At 70.7% G+C, this 23625-nt stretch carries 23 protein-coding genes; 8 read left to right on the forward strand and 15 right to left on the reverse strand.

Annotation, left to right across the window (positions count from 1 at the left end; genetic code table 11):
* Positions 1 to 62: 62 nt before the first annotated feature.
* Both AMK22_RS16480 and AMK22_RS16485 read left to right on the forward strand, forming a co-directional pair.
* Positions 63 to 962: a hypothetical protein gene (locus AMK22_RS16480; RefSeq protein ID WP_073785725.1), complete on the forward strand. Its 900-nt coding sequence runs from the start codon at positions 63 to 65 to the stop codon at positions 960 to 962.
* A 309-nt stretch (positions 963 to 1271) separates the two neighbouring features.
* Positions 1272 to 1466: a hypothetical protein gene (locus AMK22_RS16485; RefSeq protein ID WP_391675157.1), complete on the forward strand. Its 195-nt coding sequence runs from the start codon at positions 1272 to 1274 to the stop codon at positions 1464 to 1466.
* Between the two features lie 94 nt (positions 1467 to 1560).
* Here AMK22_RS16485 and AMK22_RS41785 read toward each other — a convergent pair whose 3' ends face one another.
* On the reverse strand, positions 1561 to 2019 hold the full coding sequence (locus AMK22_RS41785; protein WP_073785727.1) for a metal-sensitive transcriptional regulator: 459 nt from the start codon (positions 2017 to 2019) through the stop codon (positions 1561 to 1563).
* A 201-nt stretch (positions 2020 to 2220) separates the two neighbouring features.
* Between AMK22_RS41785 and AMK22_RS16495 the strand changes: the two genes are divergently transcribed.
* Entirely contained in the window at positions 2221 to 2841 is a 621-nt protein-coding gene (locus AMK22_RS16495) for a DUF47 domain-containing protein (protein ID WP_073785729.1), read from the forward strand.
* A 5-nt stretch (positions 2842 to 2846) separates the two neighbouring features.
* Entirely contained in the window at positions 2847 to 3845 is a 999-nt protein-coding gene (locus AMK22_RS16500; RefSeq protein ID WP_073785731.1) for an inorganic phosphate transporter, read from the forward strand.
* Between the two features lie 183 nt (positions 3846 to 4028).
* Here AMK22_RS16500 and pstB read toward each other — a convergent pair whose 3' ends face one another.
* From pstB to AMK22_RS40905, 12 genes are all read right to left on the reverse strand, one after another.
* Positions 4029 to 4805, reverse strand: a complete 777-nt coding sequence (gene pstB / locus AMK22_RS16505; RefSeq protein WP_073785733.1) for a phosphate ABC transporter ATP-binding protein PstB — start codon at positions 4803 to 4805, stop codon at positions 4029 to 4031.
* Between the two features lie 63 nt (positions 4806 to 4868).
* Entirely contained in the window at positions 4869 to 5951 is a 1083-nt protein-coding gene (gene pstA, locus AMK22_RS16510) for a phosphate ABC transporter permease PstA (RefSeq protein ID WP_073785735.1), read from the reverse strand.
* Positions 5948 to 6940, reverse strand: a complete 993-nt coding sequence (pstC, locus tag AMK22_RS16515; protein ID WP_073785737.1) for a phosphate ABC transporter permease subunit PstC — start codon at positions 6938 to 6940, stop codon at positions 5948 to 5950. Before pstC ends, pstA begins: the two co-directional genes overlap by 4 nt.
* Before the next feature lie 174 nt (positions 6941 to 7114).
* Positions 7115 to 8254 carry a phosphate ABC transporter substrate-binding protein PstS gene (pstS, locus tag AMK22_RS16520; RefSeq protein WP_073785739.1) on the reverse strand — a complete coding sequence of 380 codons (1140 nt, stop codon included), beginning with the start codon at positions 8252 to 8254 and terminating at the stop codon, positions 7115 to 7117.
* Positions 8255 to 8608: 354 nt separating this feature from the next.
* The gene (locus AMK22_RS16525; protein WP_079186193.1) at positions 8609 to 9163 is read right to left on the reverse strand and encodes an NUDIX hydrolase; all 555 of its coding nucleotides are present in this window, start codon (positions 9161 to 9163) and stop codon (positions 8609 to 8611) included.
* Positions 9160 to 10167: a CHAD domain-containing protein gene (locus tag AMK22_RS16530; protein ID WP_073786005.1), complete on the reverse strand. Its 1008-nt coding sequence runs from the start codon at positions 10165 to 10167 to the stop codon at positions 9160 to 9162. The genes AMK22_RS16525 and AMK22_RS16530 overlap by 4 nt, the downstream gene beginning before the upstream one ends.
* A complete protein-coding gene (locus tag AMK22_RS16535; protein WP_073786003.1) occupies positions 10154 to 12409 on the reverse strand; it encodes an RNA degradosome polyphosphate kinase in 2256 nt (751 codons plus the stop codon). The genes AMK22_RS16530 and AMK22_RS16535 overlap by 14 nt, the downstream gene beginning before the upstream one ends.
* Before the next feature lie 484 nt (positions 12410 to 12893).
* Positions 12894 to 13913 (reverse strand): ABC transporter permease, encoded by a 1020-nt coding sequence (locus AMK22_RS16540; RefSeq protein WP_073785741.1) that lies wholly within the window; start codon positions 13911 to 13913, stop codon positions 12894 to 12896.
* A complete protein-coding gene (locus AMK22_RS16545) occupies positions 13910 to 14848 on the reverse strand; it encodes an ABC transporter ATP-binding protein (protein ID WP_073786006.1) in 939 nt (312 codons plus the stop codon). The genes AMK22_RS16540 and AMK22_RS16545 overlap by 4 nt, the downstream gene beginning before the upstream one ends.
* Before the next feature lie 5 nt (positions 14849 to 14853).
* Positions 14854 to 15264, reverse strand: a complete 411-nt coding sequence (locus AMK22_RS16550) for a GntR family transcriptional regulator (RefSeq protein ID WP_073785743.1) — start codon at positions 15262 to 15264, stop codon at positions 14854 to 14856.
* Between the two features lie 127 nt (positions 15265 to 15391).
* Positions 15392 to 16315 (reverse strand): mycothiol synthase, encoded by a 924-nt coding sequence (gene mshD / locus AMK22_RS16555; protein WP_073785745.1) that lies wholly within the window; start codon positions 16313 to 16315, stop codon positions 15392 to 15394.
* A gap of 196 nt (positions 16316 to 16511) precedes the next feature.
* On the reverse strand, positions 16512 to 16661 hold the full coding sequence (locus AMK22_RS40905; protein WP_242434002.1) for a hypothetical protein: 150 nt from the start codon (positions 16659 to 16661) through the stop codon (positions 16512 to 16514).
* Positions 16662 to 17049: 388 nt separating this feature from the next.
* Here AMK22_RS40905 and AMK22_RS16565 point away from each other — a divergent pair, with 388 nt between their 5' ends.
* Entirely contained in the window at positions 17050 to 18891 is a 1842-nt protein-coding gene (locus AMK22_RS16565; RefSeq protein ID WP_073785747.1) for a bifunctional metallophosphatase/5'-nucleotidase, read from the forward strand.
* 350 nt (positions 18892 to 19241) lie between these two features.
* Here the strand turns inward: AMK22_RS16565 and AMK22_RS16570 are convergent, their stop codons facing one another.
* Both AMK22_RS16570 and AMK22_RS16575 read right to left on the reverse strand, forming a co-directional pair.
* Positions 19242 to 19856: a DinB family protein gene (locus tag AMK22_RS16570; RefSeq protein WP_073785749.1), complete on the reverse strand. Its 615-nt coding sequence runs from the start codon at positions 19854 to 19856 to the stop codon at positions 19242 to 19244.
* Positions 19857 to 19934: 78 nt separating this feature from the next.
* Positions 19935 to 20603, reverse strand: a complete 669-nt coding sequence (locus AMK22_RS16575) for a DUF5701 family protein (RefSeq protein ID WP_107430567.1) — start codon at positions 20601 to 20603, stop codon at positions 19935 to 19937.
* A gap of 402 nt (positions 20604 to 21005) precedes the next feature.
* On the opposite strand from AMK22_RS16575, the gene AMK22_RS16580 reads away from it, so the two are divergent.
* From AMK22_RS16580 to AMK22_RS16590, 3 genes are all read left to right on the forward strand, one after another.
* Entirely contained in the window at positions 21006 to 21902 is an 897-nt protein-coding gene (locus AMK22_RS16580; protein ID WP_073785753.1) for a phosphatidylinositol-specific phospholipase C, read from the forward strand.
* Between the two features lie 116 nt (positions 21903 to 22018).
* A complete protein-coding gene (locus tag AMK22_RS16585) occupies positions 22019 to 22372 on the forward strand; it encodes a DUF1330 domain-containing protein (RefSeq protein ID WP_073785755.1) in 354 nt (117 codons plus the stop codon).
* A 90-nt stretch (positions 22373 to 22462) separates the two neighbouring features.
* Positions 22463 to 23470 carry a hypothetical protein gene (locus AMK22_RS16590; protein ID WP_143203568.1) on the forward strand — a complete coding sequence of 336 codons (1008 nt, stop codon included), beginning with the start codon at positions 22463 to 22465 and terminating at the stop codon, positions 23468 to 23470.
* Positions 23471 to 23625: the final 155 nt, after the last annotated feature.

The raw sequence follows: 23625 nt of genomic DNA on the forward strand, positions 1-23625 counted from the left end.
GTCGTTATCCGGAACGGATGGGGGGCTCGGGCAAGCGGTACGGCGTTGGGGGTTGGCAGGCGATGGTGGTGCAGCGGCAGAGGTCCGGAGGCGGGGCGCGCGCTGTCTGCGCCCTCGCCGTGGTGGGCGTGATGGCGGCGACCGCCGGATGCGGGAGTGATCGGGTCGGCGGCGACAGCGCCGTGGCCGACGAGCGGGGCGGGGCCGACTCGCTCGACGCGGTCCGCCGCGCGGCCGAGGTGCTCGGCGGGACGGTGTCCGGCACGGGAACGGGGACGGTGGCCGGGGCCGGGGACGTCGGGGGAAGCGCCCGGGTGCGTACGTCGATGCAGACCGCTGCGGGCGGGACGCGGGTGACGATCAGGGGCCGCGGGGCGTACGACTTCCGCAGGCGCGCCGGCCGGTTGGAGGTCGTGCTGCCCGAGGACGCCGCCGGGGCGGACGGGCACCGCCCCATCACCGAGCTGCTGGTCCCCGACGCGCTGTACATGATGAATCGCGGCGCCGGGGTGCCCGCGGACAAGTGGGTCAGGGTCGACACGACGGCACTGGCGGACGGCAATCTGGTCACCGGCGGGGTGACCGACCCCATGATCGCGGCCGAACTGCTGCGTGGGGCGCGGCAGGTGGAGTACGTGGGGCAGGCGGTGCTCGCCGGGGTGAGCGTGCGGCACTACCGAGGGGTTTCGGACATCGGGCGGGCGGCCCGCGAGGCGTCGCCGCAATCGCGCGGGGCGCTGGTCGCGGCGACGAAAGGATTTCGCACCCGAACCGTGCCGTTCGACGCGTATCTGGACGAACAGGGGCGGCTGCGTGAGGTGCGCCACCGGTTCACCTTCGCCGACGAGGGGCCCGCGGTGGAGGTGACATCGACGACGTCGCTGTCCGATTTCGGGGTGCCCGTCTCCGTCCGGCTGCCGGACGACCACGACATCTACACCGGGAAGATCGAGGAGCGGTAGGCGGGGAGCGGAACGGCTTCGGCGTGCCGGTACGTCTGCGGGGCGCGTGTCGGCACGGCGGCCGGCGCGCGTGGTGGAACGGAGGCCGGGGCGCCTGGTGGAACGGAGGCCGGGGCGCGTGTCGGCACGGCGGCGGGCGCTTCCCGGCCGGGGCGGCGGTGGCGGGTGGCGGGCGGCCGGACGGGTCGGACGGGCCGGGCGGGGTCGGACGTAGGCAGGCCGGCGGAGCAGAAATGGTCCGTCCGTGCCATGCGCGGGGCGTGCTCCGCTCCCTACGCTGGGAAGCCGGCGAGGGCAATGAGAGGTGACGTGGTGACGCTCGGCACACGGACCGAATCCGACCATGTGGCTCTCGCCGAGATCGAGCTCTGCGGCGAGCTGATGATCGCAGCGTCGGCCGCGATCGGGGATCGGCTCAGCTCCGCCCGCATCGACGAGGTGCTGAACGTGGGGGTGGTCGCCGAGCGGGCCACCGCTCCCCGGCCCGGCGACCGCCTGGCCTGACCCGGCGCCCCTCCCGGCAACGTTCGCCCGGTCGGCGCCCGCCGGGCGTGACCGGTCGTCGCCCGGCCCGCCCGGCTGCGGGCCGGGCCCGTCGTCAGGTGCGGAGCAGGCGGGCGATGGCCTTGGTGGCCTCCTCGACCTTGGCGTCCACCTCGTCGCCCCCCTTGAGCGCGGCGTCCGCCACGCAGTGCCGCAGATGCTCCTCCAGCAGCTGGAGCGCGAAGGACTGGAGGGCCTTCGTCGATGCCGAGACCTGGGTGAGTATGTCGATGCAGTAGACGTCCTCGTCGACCATGCGCTGCAGGCCGCGGATCTGGCCCTCGATCCGGCGCAGCCGTTTGAGGTGCTCGGCCTTCTGGTGGTGGTAGCCGTGGATGCCCCGGTCGTGGTCGGTGACGACCGGCTCGGCCGCCCCGGTGCCGGCGGAACCGGCCGTGGAACCGGCCGCGGGGTCGGGGGCGGTCGAGGCGCCCGAGGTCGTGGCATCCGCCGTGGCGTCGGTGCTCGCGGTGCCGGCGTCCGAGGTGGTCGCGGTGGTCCCGGTGGTGGTCATGGCTGCCTCCCGTATTCCCTTTACTACTGCCGTCCATATACCCCTGGTGGGTATAGCTTAACGAATTCTGCCGAAACGTGACCGGGGGCCCGTGCTGATCTCCGCGCCCCATGCGCGACACTGAAGAACGCCGGTTAGCCGTGGCCGGATGATGCGCCTAGCATCAGCCTGACCGAATCCAAAGCACCCCGAGGACCCCACGTGCGCTTTCGTCTGACCCCCAGGGAGACGAGCTTCTACGACATGTTCTCCGCCTCCGCGGACAACATCGTCACGGGCTCGAAACTCCTGATGGAAATGCTCGGGGCGGACCCTGCCTCCCGAGCCGAGATCGCGGAGCGCATGCGGGCAGCGGAGCACGCGGGGGACGATGCCACCCACGCGATCTTCCACCAGCTGAACTCCTCTTTCATCACGCCGTTCGACCGCGAGGACATCTACAGCCTCGCTTCGTCGCTCGACGACATCATGGACTTCATGGAGGAGGCCGTCGACCTGGTCGTGCTGTACCAGATCGACGAACTCCCCAAGGGCATCGCGCAGCAGGTCGAGGTGCTGGCCCGCGCGGCCGAGCTGACCGCCGAGGCGATGCCCGGGCTGCGGACCATGGACAATCTCACCGAGTACTGGATCGAGGTCAATCGTCTGGAGAACCAGGCCGACCAGATCCACCGCAAACTGCTCGCCCATCTCTTCAACGGCAAGTACGACGCCATTGAGGTGCTGAAGCTCAAGCAGATCGTGGACGTACTGGAAGAGGCGGCCGACGCGTTCGAGCACGTCGCCAATACGGTGGAGACCATCGCGGTCAAGGAGTCCTGAACCACGTGGACACCTTTGCGCTGATCGTGACCATCGGGGTCGCGCTCGGCTTTACGTATACGAACGGCTTCCACGACTCGGCGAACGCCATCGCCACCTCCGTCTCCACCCGTGCGCTCACTCCGCGTGCCGCGCTGGCGATGGCGGCGGTGATGAATCTCGCGGGCGCGTTTCTCGGCAGTGGTGTCGCCAAGACCGTCAGTGAGGGTCTGATCGCGACGCCCGAAGGCGACAAGGGGATGGGAATCCTCTTCGCCGCCCTCGTCGGTGCCATCATATGGAACCTCGTCACCTGGTATTTCGGGCTTCCGTCCTCCTCCTCGCACGCATTGTTCGGCGGCATGGTCGGCGCCGCGCTCGCCGGCGGGACGATGGTCCACTGGGACGGGGTGATCGACAAGATCGTCATCCCGATGTTCCTCTCGCCCGTCATAGGGCTGGTCGTCGGCTATCTGGTGATGGTCGTGATCATGTGGATCTTCCGGAAGACCAACCCGCACAAGGCCAAGCGCGGTTTCCGGATAGCGCAGACGGTCTCGGCGGCGGGCATGGCGCTCGGCCATGGGCTCCAGGACGCGCAGAAGACCATGGGTGTCGTGGTGATGGCCCTGGTCATCGCGGACATCGAGAGCCCGGAGGACCCGATTCCGGTCTGGGTGAAGCTGGTCTGCGCGCTGATGCTGTCGCTGGGCACGTACGCGGGCGGCTGGCGCATCATGCGCACGCTGGGCCGGAAGATCATCGAGCTGGATCCGCCGCAGGGGTTCGCGGCGGAGACCACCGGCGCGTCGATCATGTTCGGCTCGGCATTCCTCTTCCACGCGCCGATCTCCACCACGCACGTGATCACCTCCGCGATCATGGGCGTGGGCGCCACGAAGCGCGTGAACGCGGTGCGCTGGGGCGTCGCCAAGAACATCATCCTCGGCTGGTTCATCACCATGCCGGCCGCGGCCCTGGTCGCCGCCGCCAGCTACGGGGTCGTGCTGCTGCTCTTCGGCTGACGAACGGCCGTGAGGGCCGCCGGAACGCGCCGGTACGAAAGTCGGGTCCGCCCCGCTCCCCTCATGAGGGGAGCGGGGCGGACCCTTTGCCTTACGGGTGGCACCGCCATGCAGCACCCAAAGGCCATCCTTGGGGGGCGGGGATCCGGCCCTTTGCCGGTCCGGAGGAGGGCCCGGCCTCCGCTATCCGAACCGGCCCGAGATGTAGTCCTCGGTGGCCTGGACGGACGGGTTGGAGAAGATGCGCTCCGTGTCGTCGATCTCGATCAGCTTGCCGGGCTTGCCGACCGCCGCGAGGTTGAAGAACGCCGTGCGGTCCGAGACGCGGGCCGCCTGCTGCATGTTGTGCGTCACGATGACGATCGTGAAGCGCTCCTTCAGCTCGCCGATCAGGTCCTCGACGGCGAGGGTGGAGATCGGGTCCAGGGCGGAGCACGGCTCGTCCATCAGCAGCACCTCCGGCTCGACCGCGATCGCGCGGGCTATGCACAGACGCTGCTGCTGACCGCCGGAGAGGCCGGAGCCGGGCTTGTTCAGCCGGTCCTTGACCTCGTTCCAGAGGTTGGCGCCGCGCAGCGACTTCTCGACGATGTCGGGAAGCTCGCTCTTCTTGTACGAGCCGTTCAGCTTGAGGCCCGCCGCGACGTTGTCGAAGATCGACATGGTCGGGAACGGGTTGGGGCGCTGGAAGACCATGCCGACCGTGCGGCGCACGGTGACCGGGTCGACGTTCGGCCCGTACAGGTTCTCGTCGTCCAGCAGCACCTTGCCCTCGACACGGCCGCCGGGGGTGACCTCGTGCATGCGGTTGAGGGTGCGCAGGAAGGTGGACTTGCCGCAGCCGGAGGGGCCGATGAAGGCGGTCACGGAACGGGGCTCCACGGTCATCGAGATGTCCTCGATGGCGAGGTGGGAGCCGTAGTAGGCGGACAGGCCGCTGACGTCGATGCGCTTGGCCATCTGAATCACTGCTTCTTTCTGTGGCCGCGTCGGCGGCCGGTCACGGGGCGGGAGCCGCACGTATCAGTGCTTCGGGGCCTTCCAGCGGGCGATGCCGCGGGCCACGAGGTTGAGGATCATGACGAAGGCGATCAGCACGAGGGCGGCGGCCCAGGCCCGGTCGTACGACTGCTCGGTGCCGACCTTGTACTGCTCCCAGATGTAGAAGGGGAGCGAGGACTGGGCGCCCGAGAACGGGTTCGTGTTGATCAGCTGGCTGCCGAAGACCAGCAGCATGATCGGTGCGGTCTCACCGGCGATGCGGGCGATCGCGAGCATCACACCGGTGGTGATGCCGCCGAGCGCGGTCGGGAGGACCACCTTCAGGATGGTGCGCCACTTCGGGACGCCGAGGGCGAGCGATGCCTCGCGCAGCTCGTTCGGGACGAGCTTGAGCATCTCCTCGGTGGAGCGGACCACGACCGGGATCATCAGGATCGTGAGCGCCAGCGCGCCCATCAGACCGGACGGATCGGTCTGCGTCATCAGCATGATCGAGAGGATGAAGAGACCGGCGACGATCGACGGGATGCCCGTCATGACGTCGACGAAGAAGGTGACGGCCCGTGCCAGCGCGCCCCGGCCGTACTCGACCAGGTAGATGGCGGTCAGCATGCCGATGGGGGCGGCGATGAGGGTGGCGAGGCCGACCTGCTCCAGGGTCCCGATCAGCGCGTGGTAGACACCGCCGCTGGCCTCGGAGCCGAGCACCCCGGCCATCGAGTGGGTCAGGAAGTACAGGTCGAGGCGTTCGGCGCCCCGGCTGATCGTCGTCCACAGCAGGGAGGCCAGCGGGGCGACGGCCAGCAGGAAGCACACCCAGACGATGCTGGTGGCGAGCCGGTCCTTGGCCTGGCGCCGGTTCTCCACGACCGAGGTCGTGACGTACGAGATGACGACGAAGAGGAGGGCGGAGAACAGCCCCCACTGGGTGCGGCTCTCCCAGCCAGCGGCGATGCCGGTGCCGACGCCCAGCACGAGCGCCACGGCCGCGAAGCCGAAGGGAGCCCAGCGGGGGAGCGACCGTGTGCCGAGGCCGGTCCGGGGGGCGACGGTCGCCGCGGGGGCGGGGACCTCCTGGACGCCGGTGTTGGCTGCGTGGCTCATGCGTTGGCCCCCGAGTACTCCTTGCGGCGGGCGATGATGAGCCGGGCCGCGCCGTTGACCAGCAGGGTGAGGACGAAGAGGACGAGGCCGGAGGCGATCAGGGCGTCACGCCCGAACTGGTCGGCCTCGTCGAACTTCGCGGCGATGTTCTGGGCGAACGTTCCGCCGCCCGGGTTGAGCAGATGCCCGGAGATGACGAAGCTCGGCGACAGGACCGTGGCGACGGCCATCGTCTCGCCGAGCGCCCGGCCCAGGCCCAGCATCGACGCGGAGATCACGCCGGAGCGGCCGAAGGGGAGCACCGAGAGGCGGATGACCTCCCAGCGGGTGGCGCCGAGGGCGAGGGCGGCCTCCTCGTTCATCCTCGGGACCTGGAGGAAGACCTCGCGGCTGACGCTGGTCACGATCGGCAGGATCATGATCGCGAGCAGGATGCCGACGGTGAACAGCGAGCGGGCGACGCCGACCTCGGTCTTGTCGAAGATGTACGTCCAGCCGAAGAAGTCGTCGAGCCAGAGGTTGAGGCCCTCCAGGTACGGGACCAGGAAGAGGGCGCCCCAGATGCCGTACACGATGCTCGGCACGGCGGCGAGCAGGTCGACGACGTATCCGAGGGGCGCGGCCAGCTTGCGCGGCGCGTAGTGCGAGATGAACAGGGCGATGCCGACGGCGACCGGGACGGCGATGGCCATCGCGACGATCGAGCTGACGACCGTGCCGAAGAGGAGGACCGCGATGCCGAAGACCGGCGGGTCGCCGGCCGGGTTCCAGTCGAAGGCGGTGAAGAAGTTGCCCTCGTTCTTGGAGACGGCCAGTGCGGCGCGGTAGGTGAGGAACACGGCGATCGACGCCATGATCACGAGCAGCAGGATGCCCGAGCCCCGGGAGAGCCCCAGGAAGATCTTGTCGCCCGCGCGCCCGGTACTGGGGGCGCGGCCGGTCGCCGCCGGTGGTACCGGCGGCGTGTCTATCGGTGTGGTGGAAGCCATGGTCTTTCCGGTCTGTGTGGGGGAGCGGTGTGGCTCCCCTGGCGGCGGTGCACCGGATGGGCGGTGGCGGGCCGGTCCGGAGGGGTGCACCGGACCGGCCCGCCGGGTGTCGCTGGTGTTGCTCTGGCGTTGTCGTGCCGCGCGGCGCGCGGTACCGCGCGCCGCGCTTCCGGGCTACGAGAGGGAGGCGATGGTCTCGCGGACCTTGGCGTTGATCTCGGCCGGGATCGGCGCGTAGCCGGCGTCGGTGAGGAGCTTCTGGCCCTCGTCACCGGCGGTGTAGTTCAGGAAGGACTTGACCGTCGGCAGGGTCTCGGACTTGTTGCCCTTGTCGCAGACGACCTCGTAGGTCACCAGGACGATCGGGTAGGCGCCGTCGGCCTTGGTCGCGTAGTCGAGGTCGAGGGCCAGGTCCTTGCCGGTGCCCTTGATCTTGGCGGCGGCGATGGCCTTGGAGGCGTTCTCCGGGGTGGCCTTGACCGGGGTGGCGGCACCGGTGGCGATGTCGACGGTGGGGATCGACTGCGCGGTGGCGTAGCTGAGCTCGAAGTAGCCGATCGAGCCGTCGACGGCCTTCACCTGGGAGGCGACACCGGAGGAGCCGGACGCGGCCTGGCCATTGGGGGCCGGCCACTTCTTCTCGGCCTCGTACTTCCAGTCGCTCGGCGCGGCGGCGTTCAGGTACTTGCCGAGGTTCTGCGTGGTGCCGGAGTCCTCGGAGCGGTGGAAGGGCTGGATCGCCTTGTCCGGGAGCTTGACGCCGCTGTTGAGCTTGGCGATCGCCGGGTCGTTCCACTTCTTGATCTTCGTGTCGAAGATCTTGGCGAGGGTGGGGGCGTCCAGCGTCAGGTTGTCGACGCCCTCCAGGTGGTAACCGATGGCGATCGGACCGCCGACCATCGGGAGGTTGATGCCCTGGCCGCCCTTGCAGATCTTCTTCGAGTCGGCGACCTCTTCGGGCTTCAGCGCGGAGTCGGAACCGGCGAAGCCGACCGTGCCCTGGTTGAAGGCGATGATGCCTTCACCGGAGGAGGACGACTTGTAGTTGATCTCGACGCCCGAGCACCCGGCCATGTAGTTCTTGGCCCAGAGGTCCATGGCGTTCTTCTGCGCGCTGGAGCCGGAGGCGAGCAGCTGGCCCTTGGCGTCGTCGCACTTGATGTCCGACGCGGCGCTCGTCTTGCCGCCGCCGTTGCCGCCGGCGGACCCGTTGCTGTTGTCGTCCGAACCGCACGCCGTGAGGACCAGGGCGCCGGAGACGGCGAGGGCACCGAGCGCGGTGGCACGAAGCCGGTTCTTGCGCTGAAGCTTCACTTTTCGGGTGTTCCTTCCAGGAGCCGCCGATGCCTTTTTTTGTTCTACGACGGCGCGCGATGTGGTGGGTGCTGCGGCGTTTCGCCGTGCACCGTGCACTGCCGAAGTTAGGCAGAACAGGTGAAGCGGTTTACGGGGGTGGGTGAACGGGAGGTGAACCGTGCTGGACGGTGCGGTTCTCGCCAGCCGCCCCCGGTCCGGTCCGGGGGCGGCTCCGGTCCCGGACCGGGGCGCGGTCCAGGACCGACGGTGGTCCCGGCCCGGGCACGGGCCACGAGGCCGGTACGGGCGCGTCGGACGGCCGACGGGCCGGGCGGTGGTGCCGGACACCGGCCGACGGGCCGGGCGGGGCGGTCAGACGGCCGGCAGGCCGGCGAGCCAGACGTCGAGCAGGTCCCGGTCGTGGTCCTGCGTGAGGCGGGCCCGGGCGTCCGCCGGGGCGAGCCAGACCAGCCGGTCGACCTCGGATCCCGGCACGAACGTGCCGCCGGTGGCCTCGGCCGCCCAGTAGGCGACCTCCTTGGGCCGCCCGTTCACGGCGTACCGCACCGTGGGGAGCACGGTCCCCAGCGCGCAGTGGTGACCGGTCTCCTCCAGGACCTCGCGGCGGGCGGCGTCCCGGGCCGACTCGCCGCGCTTCAACTTGCCCTTGGGGTGCGACCAGTCGTCGTAACGGGGCCGGTGCACCAGGCAGATCTCCATGCCGCCGGTGCGTTCCGAACGCCGCCACAGCACGCATCCGGCCGCCAGGACCGGTCCGTTCGCGGAGCGTTTGCCCGTCGGCCTCCCGGGCCGGGCGGCGGCGTCGGGTTCCCCGGGCCGGGCGGCGGCGTCGGTGCCTGCGGTGCGGGCGGCGGCGGACCTTCCGGCGGACGCGGCGTGGGGACCGGGCGCGGGCGGCCTGCTCATGGCGTGGTCACCGCCGCCGAGGCGTACGGCCAGCTCGCCCGGAACATCCCGCGCGCCGCCCCCGCCTCGTGCCGCTGGTCCGCGTGCAGCACCCCGAGGGCGTACGCGGTCGCGGGCGCGATCCGGGGGGTGCGGGCCGCCGATGCCGCCGCCGCGGCGGCCTCCGCCGCGTCCCGGTGCAGGTCGAGGGCGCGCCCCGCCGCGGTCAGGACCGGGTCCGGGGCGCCGCGGACCACCTCGTGGGCGTACCGGTGCAGCCGCAGCAGCAGCCGGGTCCGGTGCCAGGGCGCGTCCAGCGCCTCGTTGTACGGCTCGGTCGCCCCGTCCGGCGGCAGCGCGGCCACCGCGGCCAGCAGCTGCTGCTCGGCCCGTTCGGCGGGGTCGTGCAGCATCTCGTGGGCCGGGGCGGCGGCCGACGCGGCGAGCGGGACCTCGGAGGCGAGCAGCGCCACGGCGTCGGCCACCGCGTGGAAGCGAGAGGAGCCGAGTGCCTGGAGCGCGGCGGAGTGGGCGCGGGTCCGGGCGAGGGTCAGCTGGCGCTCCAGCAGGGCCCCGGCGCGGGCCGCGCCGACGCCGAGGGCGGCACGGTCCTTGTCGTCGGGTCCGTGCGGTCCGGCTCCCGTTGCCTTGCGGGCGGCGGGCAGCGGCCCGCCGGACACGTGGTGCAGCGCTTCGAGGAGCCGGTTCAGCCGGGTCGCGTAGGCGTGTTCCCGGGCCAGGGTGCCCGACAGCCAGGCCAGTTCGGCGCGCAGATGTTCGGCCCAGGCCGGGTCCAGTACCGTCCGGAAGGTGTGCAGGGTGCCGCCGATCCGGCGCGAGGAGCGGCGCAGCGCGGCGGCGGCCTCCTCGGCGGTGCGGGTCCCGGCATCCGAGGACGCGCTGTGCTCGCGGTGCAGGCGCAGGCTGCGGAGGAATTCGGCGGCCCGTTCCTGAAGGTAGGGCGCGAGCACCGCGCCCGCCGTAAGGTCCGCCTGCGTCGTCGTCTGGTGGTCATGGCGTCGCACGCCGGCGCCTCCGGGCGTCAATGAGCATTTCCTGTACGTGCCGCAGCGGCTGGCCGTCCGCGTCCGTGGAGCGGCGGGTCCAGTTCCCGTCGGGACCGAGGTGCCAGGAGGACGTGGTGTCGGCCATGCCGGTCTCCATGAGCCGGTTGAGTGCGGCGCGGTGGGCGGGGTCGGTGACCCGGACCAGTGCTTCGATCCGGCGGTCGAGGTTGCGGTGCATCATGTCGGCGCTGCCGAACCACACCTCGGGTTCGCCGCCGTTGCCGAACGCGAAGATCCGGGAGTGCTCCAGGAAGCGTCCCAGGATCGAGCGGACCCGGATGTTCTCGGAGAGGCCGGGGACGCCGGGGCGTATCGCGCAGATGCCGCGTACCCAGATGTCCACCGGGACCCCGGTCATCGCCGCCCGGTAGCAGGCGTCGATGACCGCCTCGTCGACCATGGAGTTGACCTTGATGCGCACGTAGGCGGTCCGCCCGGCCCGCTGGTGCGTGATCTCCTTGTCGATCCGGGCGATCAGCCCGTCGCGCAGCGAGCGCGGGGCCACCAGGAGGCGGCGGTAGGTCTCGCGGCGGGAGTAGCCGGAGAGCCGGTTGAACAGGTCGGAGAGGTCCGCCCCGACCTGCGGGTCCGAGGTCAGCAGGCCGAGGTCCTCGTACAGCCGGGCGGTCTTGGGGTGGTAGTTGCCGGTGCCGACGTGCGCGTAGCGGCGCAGTGTGTCGCCCTCCTGGCGGACGACGAGCGAGAGCTTGCAGTGGGTCTTGAGGCCGACGAGTCCGTAGACGACGTGGCAGCCGGCCTCCTCCAGCTTGCGCGCCCACTTGATGTTGGCCTGCTCGTCGAAGCGGGCCTTGATCTCGACGAGGACGAGGACCTGCTTGCCGGACTCGGCGGCGTCGATCAGGGCTTCCACTATCGGTGACTCGCCCGAGGTCCGGTACAGGGTCTGCTTGATGGCGAGGACGTCGGGGTCGGCGGCGGCCTGCTCCAGGAACGCCTGGACGGAGGTGGAGAACGAGTCGTACGGGTGGTGCAGCAGTACGTCGCGTTCGCGCAGCGCGGCGAAGATGTCGGGCGCGGAGGCGGACTCGACCTCCGCGAGGTCGCGGTGGGTGCCCGCGATGAACTTGGGGTACTTCAGCTCGGGCCGGTCCAGGGACGCGATGCCGAACAGCCCGGTCAGGTCGAGTGGTCCGGGCAGCGGGTAGACCTCGGCGTCGGACACCTTCAGCTCGCGCACCAGCAGGTCCAGCACGTACGGGTCGATGGACTCCTCGACCTCCAGGCGGACGGGCGGGCCGAAGCGGCGCCGCATGAGCTCCTTCTCCAGGGCCTTGAGGAGGTTCTCGGCGTCGTCCTCCTCGACCTCCAGATCCTCGTTCCGGGTGACCCGGAACATGTGGTGGGCGAGGACCTCCATGCCCGGGAAGAGCTCTTCGAGGTGGGCGGCGATGATGTCCTCTATGGGTACGTACCGCTGCGGCGACGCCTCCAGGAAGCGGGTCAGCAGCGGCGGCACCTTGACCCGGGCGAAGTGGCGGTGCCCACTGACCGGGTTGCGCACGACGACGGCCAGGTTGAGCGAGAGCCCGGAGATGTACGGGAAGGGGTGCGCCGGGTCGACGGCCAGCGGCGTCAGCACCGGGAACACGCGCTGCCGGAAGAAGGTGAACAGGCGGGCCTGCTCCTTCTCGGTCAGATCGGGCCAGCGGATCAGCTGGATGCCCTCGTCGGACAGGGCGGGGGCCACGTCCTGCTGGTAACAGGCCGCGTGCCGGGCCATGAGTTCGCGCGAGCGGGTCCAGATCAGGTCCAGGACCTCGCGGGGCTGGAGCCCGGAGGCGGAACGGGTGGCGACACCGGTGGCTATGCGGCGCTTGAGCCCGGCCACCCGGACCATGAAGAACTCGTCCAGGTTCGAGGCGAAGATGGCGAGGAAATTAGCCCGTTCGAGGAGCGGGGTCGCCGGGTCCTCGGCCAGTTCGAGCACCCGCTCGTTGAACGCGAGCCAGCTGCGTTCCCGGTCCAGGAACCGGTCGTGCGGCAGCTCGTCGCCGTCGATGTCGGGCTCGTACGCGTCGACGTCGCCGTCGATGTCGGGATCGAGGTCGGCGGCGGTGGACAGGGCGGCCCCGTCGCGTGAGGAAGCGGCGACGGCGTGCGGCCGGTGTGCGGCGAGCGAGCCGACCGACGGCTGCGCGGTGGACCTGACCGGGACCTCGGAGCTGGGCTGCTGGCTCATGAACCCATTCTTCCGCGCCCGGGGCTTCGAGGGCGCGCCGGAGGACGTGGAGACCATGGGGAACGCGCGGTCCGTACGGTCCGGAGCGCCGTCCGTGCGGCTCGTGCGGTTCGTACGGCTCGTGGGGGCGGCGGCGTTCGCGCGCCCGGGGCGCTCGGCGCGCGCTTCGGGGACCGTACGGTCCCCAAGGCCCGTGAGGCCCGTGAGGCCCGTGAGGCCCGTGAGGCCCGTGAGGCCCGTGAGGCCCGTGAGGTGTGTGAGGTGTGTGAGGTGTGTGCGGTTCACATGGCCGGCGTGGCTCTCGTGGCTCGCCTGGTCTCCACCGGGATTTCTCCCGTCGTGAGGGGTCGGCACAGCTGGCTGCATTCCGAGAGGGTGGCAAGTCCTTCTGAATGGCTGGTAACGGCAACATGACGTGCAGGATGCGGTGTGCCGTGCGCGGTCCGTCCCGGCCCCCTCCGGGGAGGGGGCCGGGACGGCGCGGTCAGCCGTGCCGACGCCGCAGCACCCGGAACGCGAGGAGGACGGCGAGCGCGGCCAGGGCGAGCAGGATGCCGGTCTCGACGATTTGGAGCGGCCAGAAGTGCGAGGCGGGGTGGTAGTCGCCGAATTCGGTGACACCGCCGAGCTCGCGCATGCAGGCGCCGGGATCGGCCGTCGTGTAGGCGTCGGGGCAGTCCCCCCGGTACACCTCCTTGCCCGCGGCCGTGAGCATGCCCGAGTCGACCCACCAGACATCGCCCTTCGGCCGGTGGTCGCCGAGGGCCCGGGCCGTCGGCCAGAGGTCCTCGCGTACCCGCTGCTGGATCTTCATCACGAGGCCCAGGACGAGGACGGACACGGCGATGGAGACGAGGGTGCGACGCACGAGCAGGGCGATGAGCGCGCCCACGGCGACCGCCAGCAGTACGTACCCGACGGACACCGGCCCCATGACCGGGTACACGCCCGGCTGGTACCAGCCGAGTCCGTAGACGTACGGGCTGTTCACCAGCTGGGAACGTCCCCAGTGGTAGACCGGGACCAGAACGACGGCGCCGGAGGCCGCCAGGGCGGCGGGCACCGCGAGCCGCGCCGCCAGCCACTGCGCGGGGGAGCTGGACTGGGCCCAGGCCATCCGGAACGTCCCGCTCTCCAGCTCCCGGGCGATCAGCGGGCCTGCCACGAAGGCTCCGACGAGCACGGCGAGCACCATCATGGCGGTGCCGCCGTCCGCCAGGAACGTCTCGGCGCTCGTGCGCGCGTAGGTGGACTGGTAGACGTCGTCGCCGCAAGGGGTGATGTCGCCGTCGGCGCACAGTTCCTCGCGGCCCGCGACCGTGACCCAGATCCGCAACGCGACCACGACGCCGACGCCGAGCAGCAGCAGTGCGCCCCAGCCCCACAGGACGCGCCGGTGCTGGCGCAGGAGAACGCGGATCTGTCCGCGCAGACCGCTATGCGCGGCGGTGCCGGAGGTCGTGCGGGTGGTGTCCCGCGAGGGGGAGATGCCGATCGCGCTCATGCCGCCACCTCCTTGCCGGCCTCGGCGCTCGGCGTCAGCAGGGCGGGCGCCTCCGGCGACCGCAGATGGGCCAGCAGCAGCTCCTCCAGCGAGGGCTCCGCCGCATCCCAGACGCTCGTGTCCACGAGGCCCTGCCTGCGCACCAGCGTGGTCTGCGTCCGCCCCGTCGTGCGCGACTCGACGACGGTGTGCGGCGCGGTGTCCCGTACCGGGCCGGTGAGCAGGGCGTGCACGGCGAGGAGGTCGTCCGTCTCGCCGCCCAGCCGGACCCGGCCGCCGTCGACCAGCAGGAGGTAGTCGCAGGCGTTCTCCAGCTCGCCGAGGATGTGCGAGGACATCACGATGGTGGTGGAGTGCTCGGCGGCCTCCGCCATGAGCGCGCCCATCAACCGGTGGCGGGCGAGCGGGTCGAGATCCGCCATCGGCTCGTCCAGCAGGAGCAGTTCGGGGCGTTTGCCGAGGGCGAGGGCCAGCGCGAGCCGGGTGCGCTGACCGCCCGAGAGGGTACGGACCGTCGCGTCGCGCGGGAGGTCCCCGGCGATGCGTTCGGCGGTGTCCTGGTCCCAGGTGTCCGGGTTCAGCTCGGCACCCGCCCAGAGCGTCCCGGCGACCGTCAACTGCGGGTACAACGGCTTGTCCTGGGCCACGAACGCCACCCGCGCCCGCGCCTCGCCGGGCGCCGCGCCCAGCACCCGTATCGTCCCCTCGGCAGCCCGCAGAAAGCCCGCGGCCAGGGCGAGCAGGGTGGACTTGCCCGCGCCGTTGGGCCCGACGAGAGCGCACACGCGCCCGGCGGGCAACCGGAACGAACAGTCGCGCAGCGCCCAGCCCCCGCCCCTCCTGCTCCGGTACTTCATGCCGAGGCCGACGGCCTCGATCGCGGCGCCTGCCGCCGCGGCGCTCCCCGCGCCCGCTGTGCTCGTGGCTCCTGTCATCCGGGTCATCCGGGCTGATCCCCCTCGAAAGTCCTGTCCAGTACGGCGGTGAAGAGCGCGCTCACGTCGTCCTTCTCCAGGCCGGCCGCGCGGGCCCGCCGGGTCCAGTCGGCGAGTTCGGCGCGCAGCGGGGTGTCGTCGACGGCCGCCGCGCCGCCGAGCGTCCGCGTGACGAAGGTGCCGAGCCCGCGCCTGCCCTCGACCAGGCCCTCGCGCTCCAGTTCCCGGTACGCCTTGAGCACGGTGTTCGGGTTGATGGCGGTGGCCTCCACGACCTCTCGCGCGGCGGGCAGCCGGTCGCCGGGCTCCAGCAGGCCGAGCCGGAGGGCCTGTTTGGTCTGCTGGACGATCTGGAGGTACGTGGCGACGCCACTGCGCCGGTCGATGCGGTACTCGATCGCTGCGGGTCCTGCCATGTTTTCCCCCTTTCGCTAATCAAGTAGTGAAAGGGTGTTGCAAGAGAGGGGCGGTGTCAAGCGGACATCCGATTCCGGTGTCCGCTCGACACCGCCCCTCGTCCCGCCGGGCGGTTCCCGCTCCGGCTCAGGTCTCCGTGCGGTACATCAGGTCCACCTCGTGGGTCGCGAAGCCCATGCGCTCGTAGACGGTCAGGGCGGCCTTGTTGTCCGCGTCGACGTAGAGCATCGCGGTCGGCAGCCCCTGCGCGGCGAGGTGGCGCAGCCCGATCGCGGTGAGCGCCTTGCCGAGGCCGCCGCCCTGGGCCTCCGGCCGGATGCCGAGGACGTACACCTCGCCGAGCTGCTCCTCGGCGTGCACCTTCGTCCAGTGGAAGCCGATCAGTTCGCCGTCGCGCTCGGCGAGGAAGAAGCCCTTCGGGTCGAACCAGGGCTCCGCCTTGCGGTCGTCCAGGTCGCGCTGGGTCAGCGAGCCCTGCTCGGGGTGGTGGGCGAAGGCCGCGCGGTTCACCGCGAGCCAGGCGGCGTCGTCCTCGCCGGGAACGAAGGCGCGGATCGTGACACCGGGCGGCAGAACCGGCTCCGGGATGTCCGGCGGGGTCAACGGGCGGCGCAGCTGGCGCAGTTCACGGAAGAGGGAGAGGCCGAGGACCTGGGACAGATGCCGGGCGGCGGACTTCCCGCCGTGCGCCCACACGCGCAGTCGCTTGCCCGTCACGGCGAGCAGCGCAGCACCGAGCGCACGCCCGTGTCCCTGCCCGCGGTACGCCGGGTGGACCACCAGCTCGGCGGCCGGTGCCTCGACGGGGTCGGTGTCCTCCAGCTGCGCGTACCCCACCAGGGTCGGTCCGCTGCTGAGCAGCAGATGCCGCACTCCCTCGCGCCGCCCGCCCCGCAGCTGCAGCCGCCCCTGCTCGGACACGGCCTGCCTGCCGTCGGAGCGGGCCGCGTCGGCGAGCAGATCGGACACCGCCTGGGCCTGTTCGGGGGAGAGGGCGTCGAGCGTCTGGATCTCCCGCCCGGGGGCGGGCAGAGGTACGTCAGTCGTCATGTGTACGAGCGTACGGGGGCGAGGCGGCGGTTGGCGGGTGTCACGGGACCAGGGAGAGCCACAACGGCACGGAGCGGGGGCGGCCACGGTGCCACGGGCCGAGGCCGGGGGGTGCGGCCACATACGGCTCGGTCTCCTCAGGGGCTCAGTCGCCCTCGCGGCTCGGTCTCCTCAGGGGCTCAGTCGCCCTCGGGGCTCAGCCTCCTCCGCCTCCGCGACGGAGCGCCTCGCGGGTGACCCGGGACAGGTCCTCCGAGCCGGGCATGAGTTCCCGTACCCCCGGGGGCAGGGTCGCGTACGTGCTGACCGCGAGCGGCTGGTTCTGCAACCGGAGGGCGAACTCCACGGTCGTCTCGTCCCGGCTCTCCGCGATGAGGATGCCGCGGGTCCGGTCGCGTCGCGCTCCGGGGCGCGCGGGAAGCGGTCCACCGCGGCGACGTAGAAACCGGGCGGCAGTTCCGGGGCGGTCCGCCGCTGGGCCGGTATGGTCGCCCGCGTCATGGGTTCCTTTTCCATGCCGCACAGCCATCCGGAGGCCGCACGTGCGGTGACGTTTCTGCCCGTATATGTAAGCCGTACGGGTGATATGGGCAATCAGTCGTGATTCCGACCGCATGGCAACCAGTTCGTAACCACGCACATCTGTCGCGCTACGCGCGTTGACCCTAGGCTGCGCACGACGTCTCCAGACTCGTCAACACTCTTTGATCTCCGCTGAACTCACAAGGGGACAGATGTCAGCGAAACCGCAGAAGAACCGCGCGTCCCGGCGGGTGCTCGCCGCCGCTGCCGGGCTCGCCACGGTCGGCGCGCTCGCCGCCGCGATGCCGGCCGGCGCCCACGACCGGGGGCATGGCCACGGTCACGGCCACCACAAGCCCGCCCGTACCGTCGACGTGCAGCTGCTGTCCTTCAACGACCTGCACGGCAACCTTGAGCCGCCGGCCGGCTCGGCGGGCACGGTCACCGAGACGCAGCCGGACGGCACGACGAAGGCCATCCCGGCCGGCGGGGTCGAGTACCTCGCGTCCTCGCTGCGCACGGCGCGCGAGGGGCACCCGTACTCGATCACCGCCGCCGGTGGTGACATGGTCGGCGCGAGCCCGCTGCTGTCGGGACTCTTCCACGACGAGCCGACCATCGAGGCGCTCAACAAGCTGGACCTGGACGTCACGAGCGTCGGCAACCACGAGTTCGACGAGGGCGCGACGGAGCTGGCCCGCCTTCAGAACGGCGGCTGCCACCCGGTCGAGGGGTGCTACGAGAAGGGCAAGAAGTTCAAGGGTGCCGACTTCCCGTACCTCGCCGCCAATGTGACGAACGAGAAGACCGGCCGCCCGATCCTCAAGCCGTACACGGTGTGGAAGAAGAACGGCGTCAAGATCGGCTTCATCGGCGTGACCCTGGAGGGTACGCCGGACATCGTCACGGCCAACGGCGTCAAGGGCCTGAAGTTCCACGACGAGATCGAGACCATCAACAAGTACGCCAAGGAGCTGGACCGGCAGGGCGTCAAGTCCATCGTCGCGCTGATCCACGAGGGCGGGCAGCCCGCTTCCACCTCGTACAACTACGACTGTGACAGCTCCGGCCCGGGTGACGGCATCTCCGGTCCGATCACCGACATCGCCAAGGGCATCACGCCCAAGGTCGACGCCCTGGTCACGGGCCACACCCACCAGGCGTACGTCTGCACCATCCCGGACCCGGCGGGCAACCCGCGCATGGTCACCTCGGCGTCGTCGTTCGGCAAGCTGTACACGGACACGACCCTCACGTACGACCGCCGCACCAAGGACATCGTCCGCACGTCGGTGAAGTCGGCCGGCGCGCAGAACCCGCAGTCGGTCAACCACATCGTCACCCGGGACCAGCCCAAGGCCGACGACATGACGGCCCTGATCGCGCGCTGGAACGCCCTGGCGGCCCCGATCGCGAACCGTCCGCAGGGCTACATCAGCGCCGACATCAACGGCCGCGGCTCCACGGCGTACGAGAAGCCGCTCGGCGACCTGATCGCGGACGCCCAGCTGGAGGGTCTGGCCCCGGCGGACAAGGGCGGGGCGGTCCTGGCCCTGATGAACCCGGGCGGCATCCGCGCGGACCTGGTCCACAAGGCGTCCGGCAGCGAGGGCGACGGCGTGGTGACGTACGGCGAGTCCTTCACCGTGCAGCCCTTCACCAACATGATGAACGTCGTCGACCTGACCGGTGCCCAGCTGATCACCGCGCTCCAGCAGCAGGTCAGCGGTTCCAACGAGGCCGGCCCGAAGATCCTCCAGATCTCCAAGGGCCTGACGTACACCCTCGACATGACGAAGTCGGGTGCGGCCCGCGTGGTCACCGACACCATCAAGCTGAACGGTGAGGCGATCGACCCGGCGAAGACGTACCGCGTCGCCATGAACGAGTTCCTGGCGGGCGGCGGCGACGGCTTCGCGGCCCTCGGCCAGGGCACGAACAAGCTGGTCGGCCCCTCCGACCTGGACGTGTTCAACGCCTACCTGGCGGCCCACTCCTCGGCCGCCGCGCCGCTGGCCCCGCCGGCGGCGGACCGGATCACGGTCATTCAGTAACTCCCCCACGGGGAAACCACCCGTGCGCGCAGGACGACTTCCGCGTACGACGAATCGGGGCGGCGGGCCGGACGGGCCCGCCGCCCCTCGCCGTTCTCGAAGCCCCCGGCCGTCTTCGTCGTTCCTTGCGGTCCTCGTCGCTCCCGCTGTTCTTGCCGTCTCTGCCGTCTCTGCCGTCTCTGCCGTTTTACCAGGGTCGGAGCCGGAGCCTGGGCTGGGGTTGGGGCTGGGGCTGGGGCTGGGGCTGGGGGCCAGGCCCGACCAAAGTCCAGGCCCGGGTCCGGTCCCGGACCAAAGTCCAGGCCCGGGTCGGGTCCGGTCCCACGACTTGACCCCCTGCCCAGGCTCGGTCAGGCGCCCCGACCGGCCTCCCGGGCCACGCGTTCCAACCGGTTCCGATGGTCTTCCCACCACCGGGCGTCGCCCGGCGGCATGTTGCCGTTGCCCTTGTCCATCCCGACGGCGCCGTCCGTGAGTTCGCGGAGGATGTCGGCGTGACCGGCATGCCGGTGAGTGTCCGCGATCACGCGCACCACGGCATGGTGCAACGTCACCTCGTCCCTGCCGTCGGGCCACCACGGCACCCTGCCGACCGTGTCCAGCGCCAACGCGTCGATCGTCGCGTCCGCGTGCGCCCATGCCTGGTGGTAGAGGCTCACGATGTGTTCGCGCGACTCCTCGGTCGTGGCCCACATGTCCACGTTGGGCTCGGCATCCGCTTCGAGGCAGGCAAGCACTATGCCGGACGGCCGCCCGAAGGTGTCGCCGAGATAGCCCAGCTCCACCCCGGCCACATGCTTCACCAGGCCCAGGAGGTTGGTGCCGGTCGGTGTGCGCGGGCGGCGGACGTCGTACTCGGAGAGCCCTTCGAGCTTCCACAGCAGGGCGTCGCGGGCTGACTGGAGGTAGTAGCGGAGATCGCTCTTGGCGCTCTCGTCGCTCCTGGCGTGGTCCGGTGCGGTCATGGGACCCAGTCTGGGGAACGGGTGACCACCCCGCACCGGCTTTTCACCGCCCGGAGGTGCTTATGAACGGTCTCCCCATTACGAGCCCTGGGACCGGCGGCCTGTCGCGGAGGCGAAGCCCAGCCAGGTGTGCCGGTTGCCCGCCCAGCACCAGCCGACCTTGGGTGCGTCGCGGCGCTCGCGGCCGTCCCTGCCGGTGCCGTTGCTGATCCAGATCGCGGGCGTGCGGGCGTCCAGGGTGCCGTTGGCTTTACGCAGCCTGGAACCGATGGTCATGAAGCAGTGGTTGCGTTCCAGAGCGGTGGGTTGTTGCAGCACCCAGTGGATGCCCTCGGTGAGCAGCAAGGGCGTACGGGCCTCGGCCGTCAGGGCGGGCAGCGCCTCGTTCGGGCTCCAGTCGGCCATCCGGTCGCCGCGGTCGACGCCGGTGAGGAGGTAGAACGGGGCGTCGGGCAGCGGGACCGTGTCGAGCGGAGCGAAGAGGTCGACATCGGGCATGTCGACAACGACGAATCCCGGCTTGTCCTCGCGACGCAGCAGCGGCGCGAGGACGGAGGCAGGGGCCCGGTCCGGGTGAACGGCGAGCAGGGCGCCGTCGGAGTCGGCGGTGTCCTCGGCGGCTTCGGCGAAGCTGCGAAGCTCGGCGGCGGGCAGTCCGGCGATCTCGTGCACTCCCAGCTCGATCAGCCGCTCGGCCTGGATGCCCAAGGCGGGGAAGGAGGAGGGAAGGGCAGGTGCGGAAGACATGGTTTCGGGCACGATGCTCCCTGGGGTGACGATGCGGAGGGACCCAGAAGTAACGTGACGCCTCGCGGGAATATTCCCGGCGCAGCTGCCCCTTCCGCCCGGCCCTGATGTGCTGGCAGCGCCCAGGAGTTGCCACCCGTGGAGCGCCATCGTGCGACATCGCGCGCCGAGTTGGAGGGACGGAGGCGGCGGCATCGGCGCGCTCGCCGCGCCGTGCCGGCGCGAACCGTGCGGCTTCACGCGTGCCCATGGGGGGCCGCTGGTTGGAGTGGGTGGTACGGCCGCTTCCTGCGTACGGGGCCGGTGGCTGCGCTCGCGACAGTGGTTCGCCCTGTTCCGCCTCTGACGTGCACCCGTCATAATCCGAGGGCCGTTCCCCCACCGCAGACGGAGGCGCCTCGCATGAGCAGCCCGTACGCCGGTTCGCGTCGCACGTTCCTCGCAGGCGCACTCGCCGCAACCGCCACTGTCCTCCTGGGCGCGGGCTCCGCCGGCGCCGGGACCCGACAGGCCCTCACCACTCAGGAATGGATGGGTGCCCTTCCCGACGCCACCGCACTGCAACGCCTCACGATCCCCGGATCGCACGACTCCGGCGCCCGTTATGGCGGACCCTGGACGGAGTGTCAGAATACCGCGATAGACGAGCAGTTGAGCAGCGGAATCCGCTTTCTCGACGTGCGGTGCCGGGTGACCGACGGCTCGTTCGCGATCCACCACGGGGCCTCGTACCAGAACATGATGTTCGGCGATGTCCTCGGCGCCTGCTGGGACTTCCTGGCCGGGCACCCCACCGAGACCGTGCTGATGCGGGTGAAGCAGGAGTACTCGGAGGAGAGCGACGCGACGTTCCGGGCCGTCTTCGACGACTACCTCGACGTACGGGGCTGGCGCCCGCTGTTCCGCATCGACCCGGCACTTCCGTCGCTGGGGCAGGCGCGCGGCAAGGTCGTCCTGCTGGCGGACAACGGCGGACTGCCCGGCGTACGCTACGCCGACCCCGCGCTCTTCGACATCCAGGACGACTACATGGCGGAGCCGTTCGCCAAGTACTCCAAGATCGAAGCCCAGTTCCGCAAGGCCGCCCAGCAGCCCGGGAAGCTGTTCATGAACTACGTCAGCACCGCGGCCCTGCTGCCCCCGCGATGGAATGCGGATCGGCTCAACCCCCAGGTCCACTCGTTCCTCGGCGGCTCCGAGGCGTCCGGCTGGACCGGTCTCGGCATCGTCCCGCTGGACTTCCCGGCCACCCGGTCCGGCCTCGTGGAGTCACTGATCCGGCACAACCCGGGGCTCTGAGGAACCACGGGTGGTGGCGGCTACCTCGAAGGTAATCGCCGTACGCCGATGCCCGTGGCTACGTTCGAAGCGTCGCCCCGCACGGGGACGCCGACGAGCCGACGAAGGGATCCGACGTGTCCGCCTATGGCTTCGCGCATCTGCGCAACCGTCGTCATCACCCCGACATCCTGGAGTACTTGGAGCGCATCCAGGCCACCCTCGACCCCTTTCACGGACGCTTCGTCATCCACGGGCCACCGACCGAGGTGGTGGAGGGCAGCTGGCCCGGCAGCATGGTGCTGATCGAGTTCCCCGATCTGGCCGAGGCCCGCGCCTGGTACGAGTCCCCCGCGTACCAGGAGATCCTGAGGCTTCGGAGCGACCACATCGAGGGAGACGTGGTGCTGGTCGAGGGCGTCGGCCCGGACTACGACCCGGGCGTACGAGCCGCGAAGCTGCGGGCGGAGGCGGTACGCCGTCGGCGTTGATCGTTTTCGGACCGGCGTGCGGAGTGGTGTGTTCCGCGTCGGACGGGGGAACAACACGGCTCCGGACTGGCAGGTCGTACAGGGGGGCTCGTGGAGACTGATCTTGCTGCTGTGGCTGTGGGGGCGTTGGCCGCGGCGCTGACGGGGACGGCGACGAACCTCGGGCAGGAAGCCGCGTCCGCGGTGGTACGGGCCGTGAGGGAGCGGCTGGGTACGACGCCGCGGGGACGGGCGGCCCTGGCCGGGTTGGAGACCGCGCCGGACGACGCCGGGGCGCGTCGGGAAGCGGAGGCGGTGCTCCGCGATGAGGTACGGGCGGACCCGGCTCTCCGGAGCGCTCTGGCGGTCCACCTGAACGCGTCGACGAGCCATACGACCGGCAGCGTCGTGATCAACGGCGGCAGGGTTCGCGGCAGCCAGATCTCGCTCGGGCCGATCACCGTCAACAAGCCGAACACGACGGGCGGGCTGCTGGTTCTGGCGGCTGCTCTTCTGGTCGCCGTCGCCCTCGTCGTCTACGGAGGTGTGCGACTCCTCGCCGACGGATCACCGGGGGACGGTGGTGGCAGGAGCGGTGTGAAGGCGCGGGCGTTGAGCGTGGCCGAGACCGAGCAGATGATGCCGAGCCTGACGGACCTGCCCGGAACCTGGGGGACCTCCAGACCGCCGGGGGCGGAGCCCAGCGGTGAAACGAAGTGCCACCAGGGTGCGGCGGAATACGAGGCGGTGGAGGGCTCCCGCACGCTGGACCTGAAGGTGCGGTTCCTGGCGTATGCCTGCTCGAGCACCGCGCTCGCGGCCGAGGGCTACACCTCGCTCGTGAAGTCGCCGACAAACCCGGGAAGCCGGAAAGAGCGTCCGTTCCCGACGCGGAAGTTCGGCGACGAGAGCGCGACGGCCGCGTACGCGGTCGAGGACGAGTACATGGCGGACCCCAGTCAGGTCGGTCAGCACCTGATGTCGAGGGCACGGGTCGGGAACGTCGTCATCGAGATGCACTACGGGCCGGTCCGCGACGAGGCCGGCTCCGAGCAGCAGGCGGAGCAACTCATGCGGATCATGTGTGATCGCGCGCGGGAGGCTCAGGCGCAAGGGTGACGGGCCCGATCCAGAGCGCCGATGCCCCGGAGCGGTACTCATGAATGGCAAGGACGAGCAACAACATGCCGGCAAGGACACCGAAGGCCGAGAGCAGGGCGCTGATGCGATTGGTATCACGCACGTCATCAACGACAGCCTCGGCCGGCGGGAGT

Origin of the sequence: Streptomyces sp. CB01580, from assembly GCF_001905795.1 — a bacterium.
GTDB lineage: Bacteria > Actinomycetota > Actinomycetes > Streptomycetales > Streptomycetaceae > Streptomyces.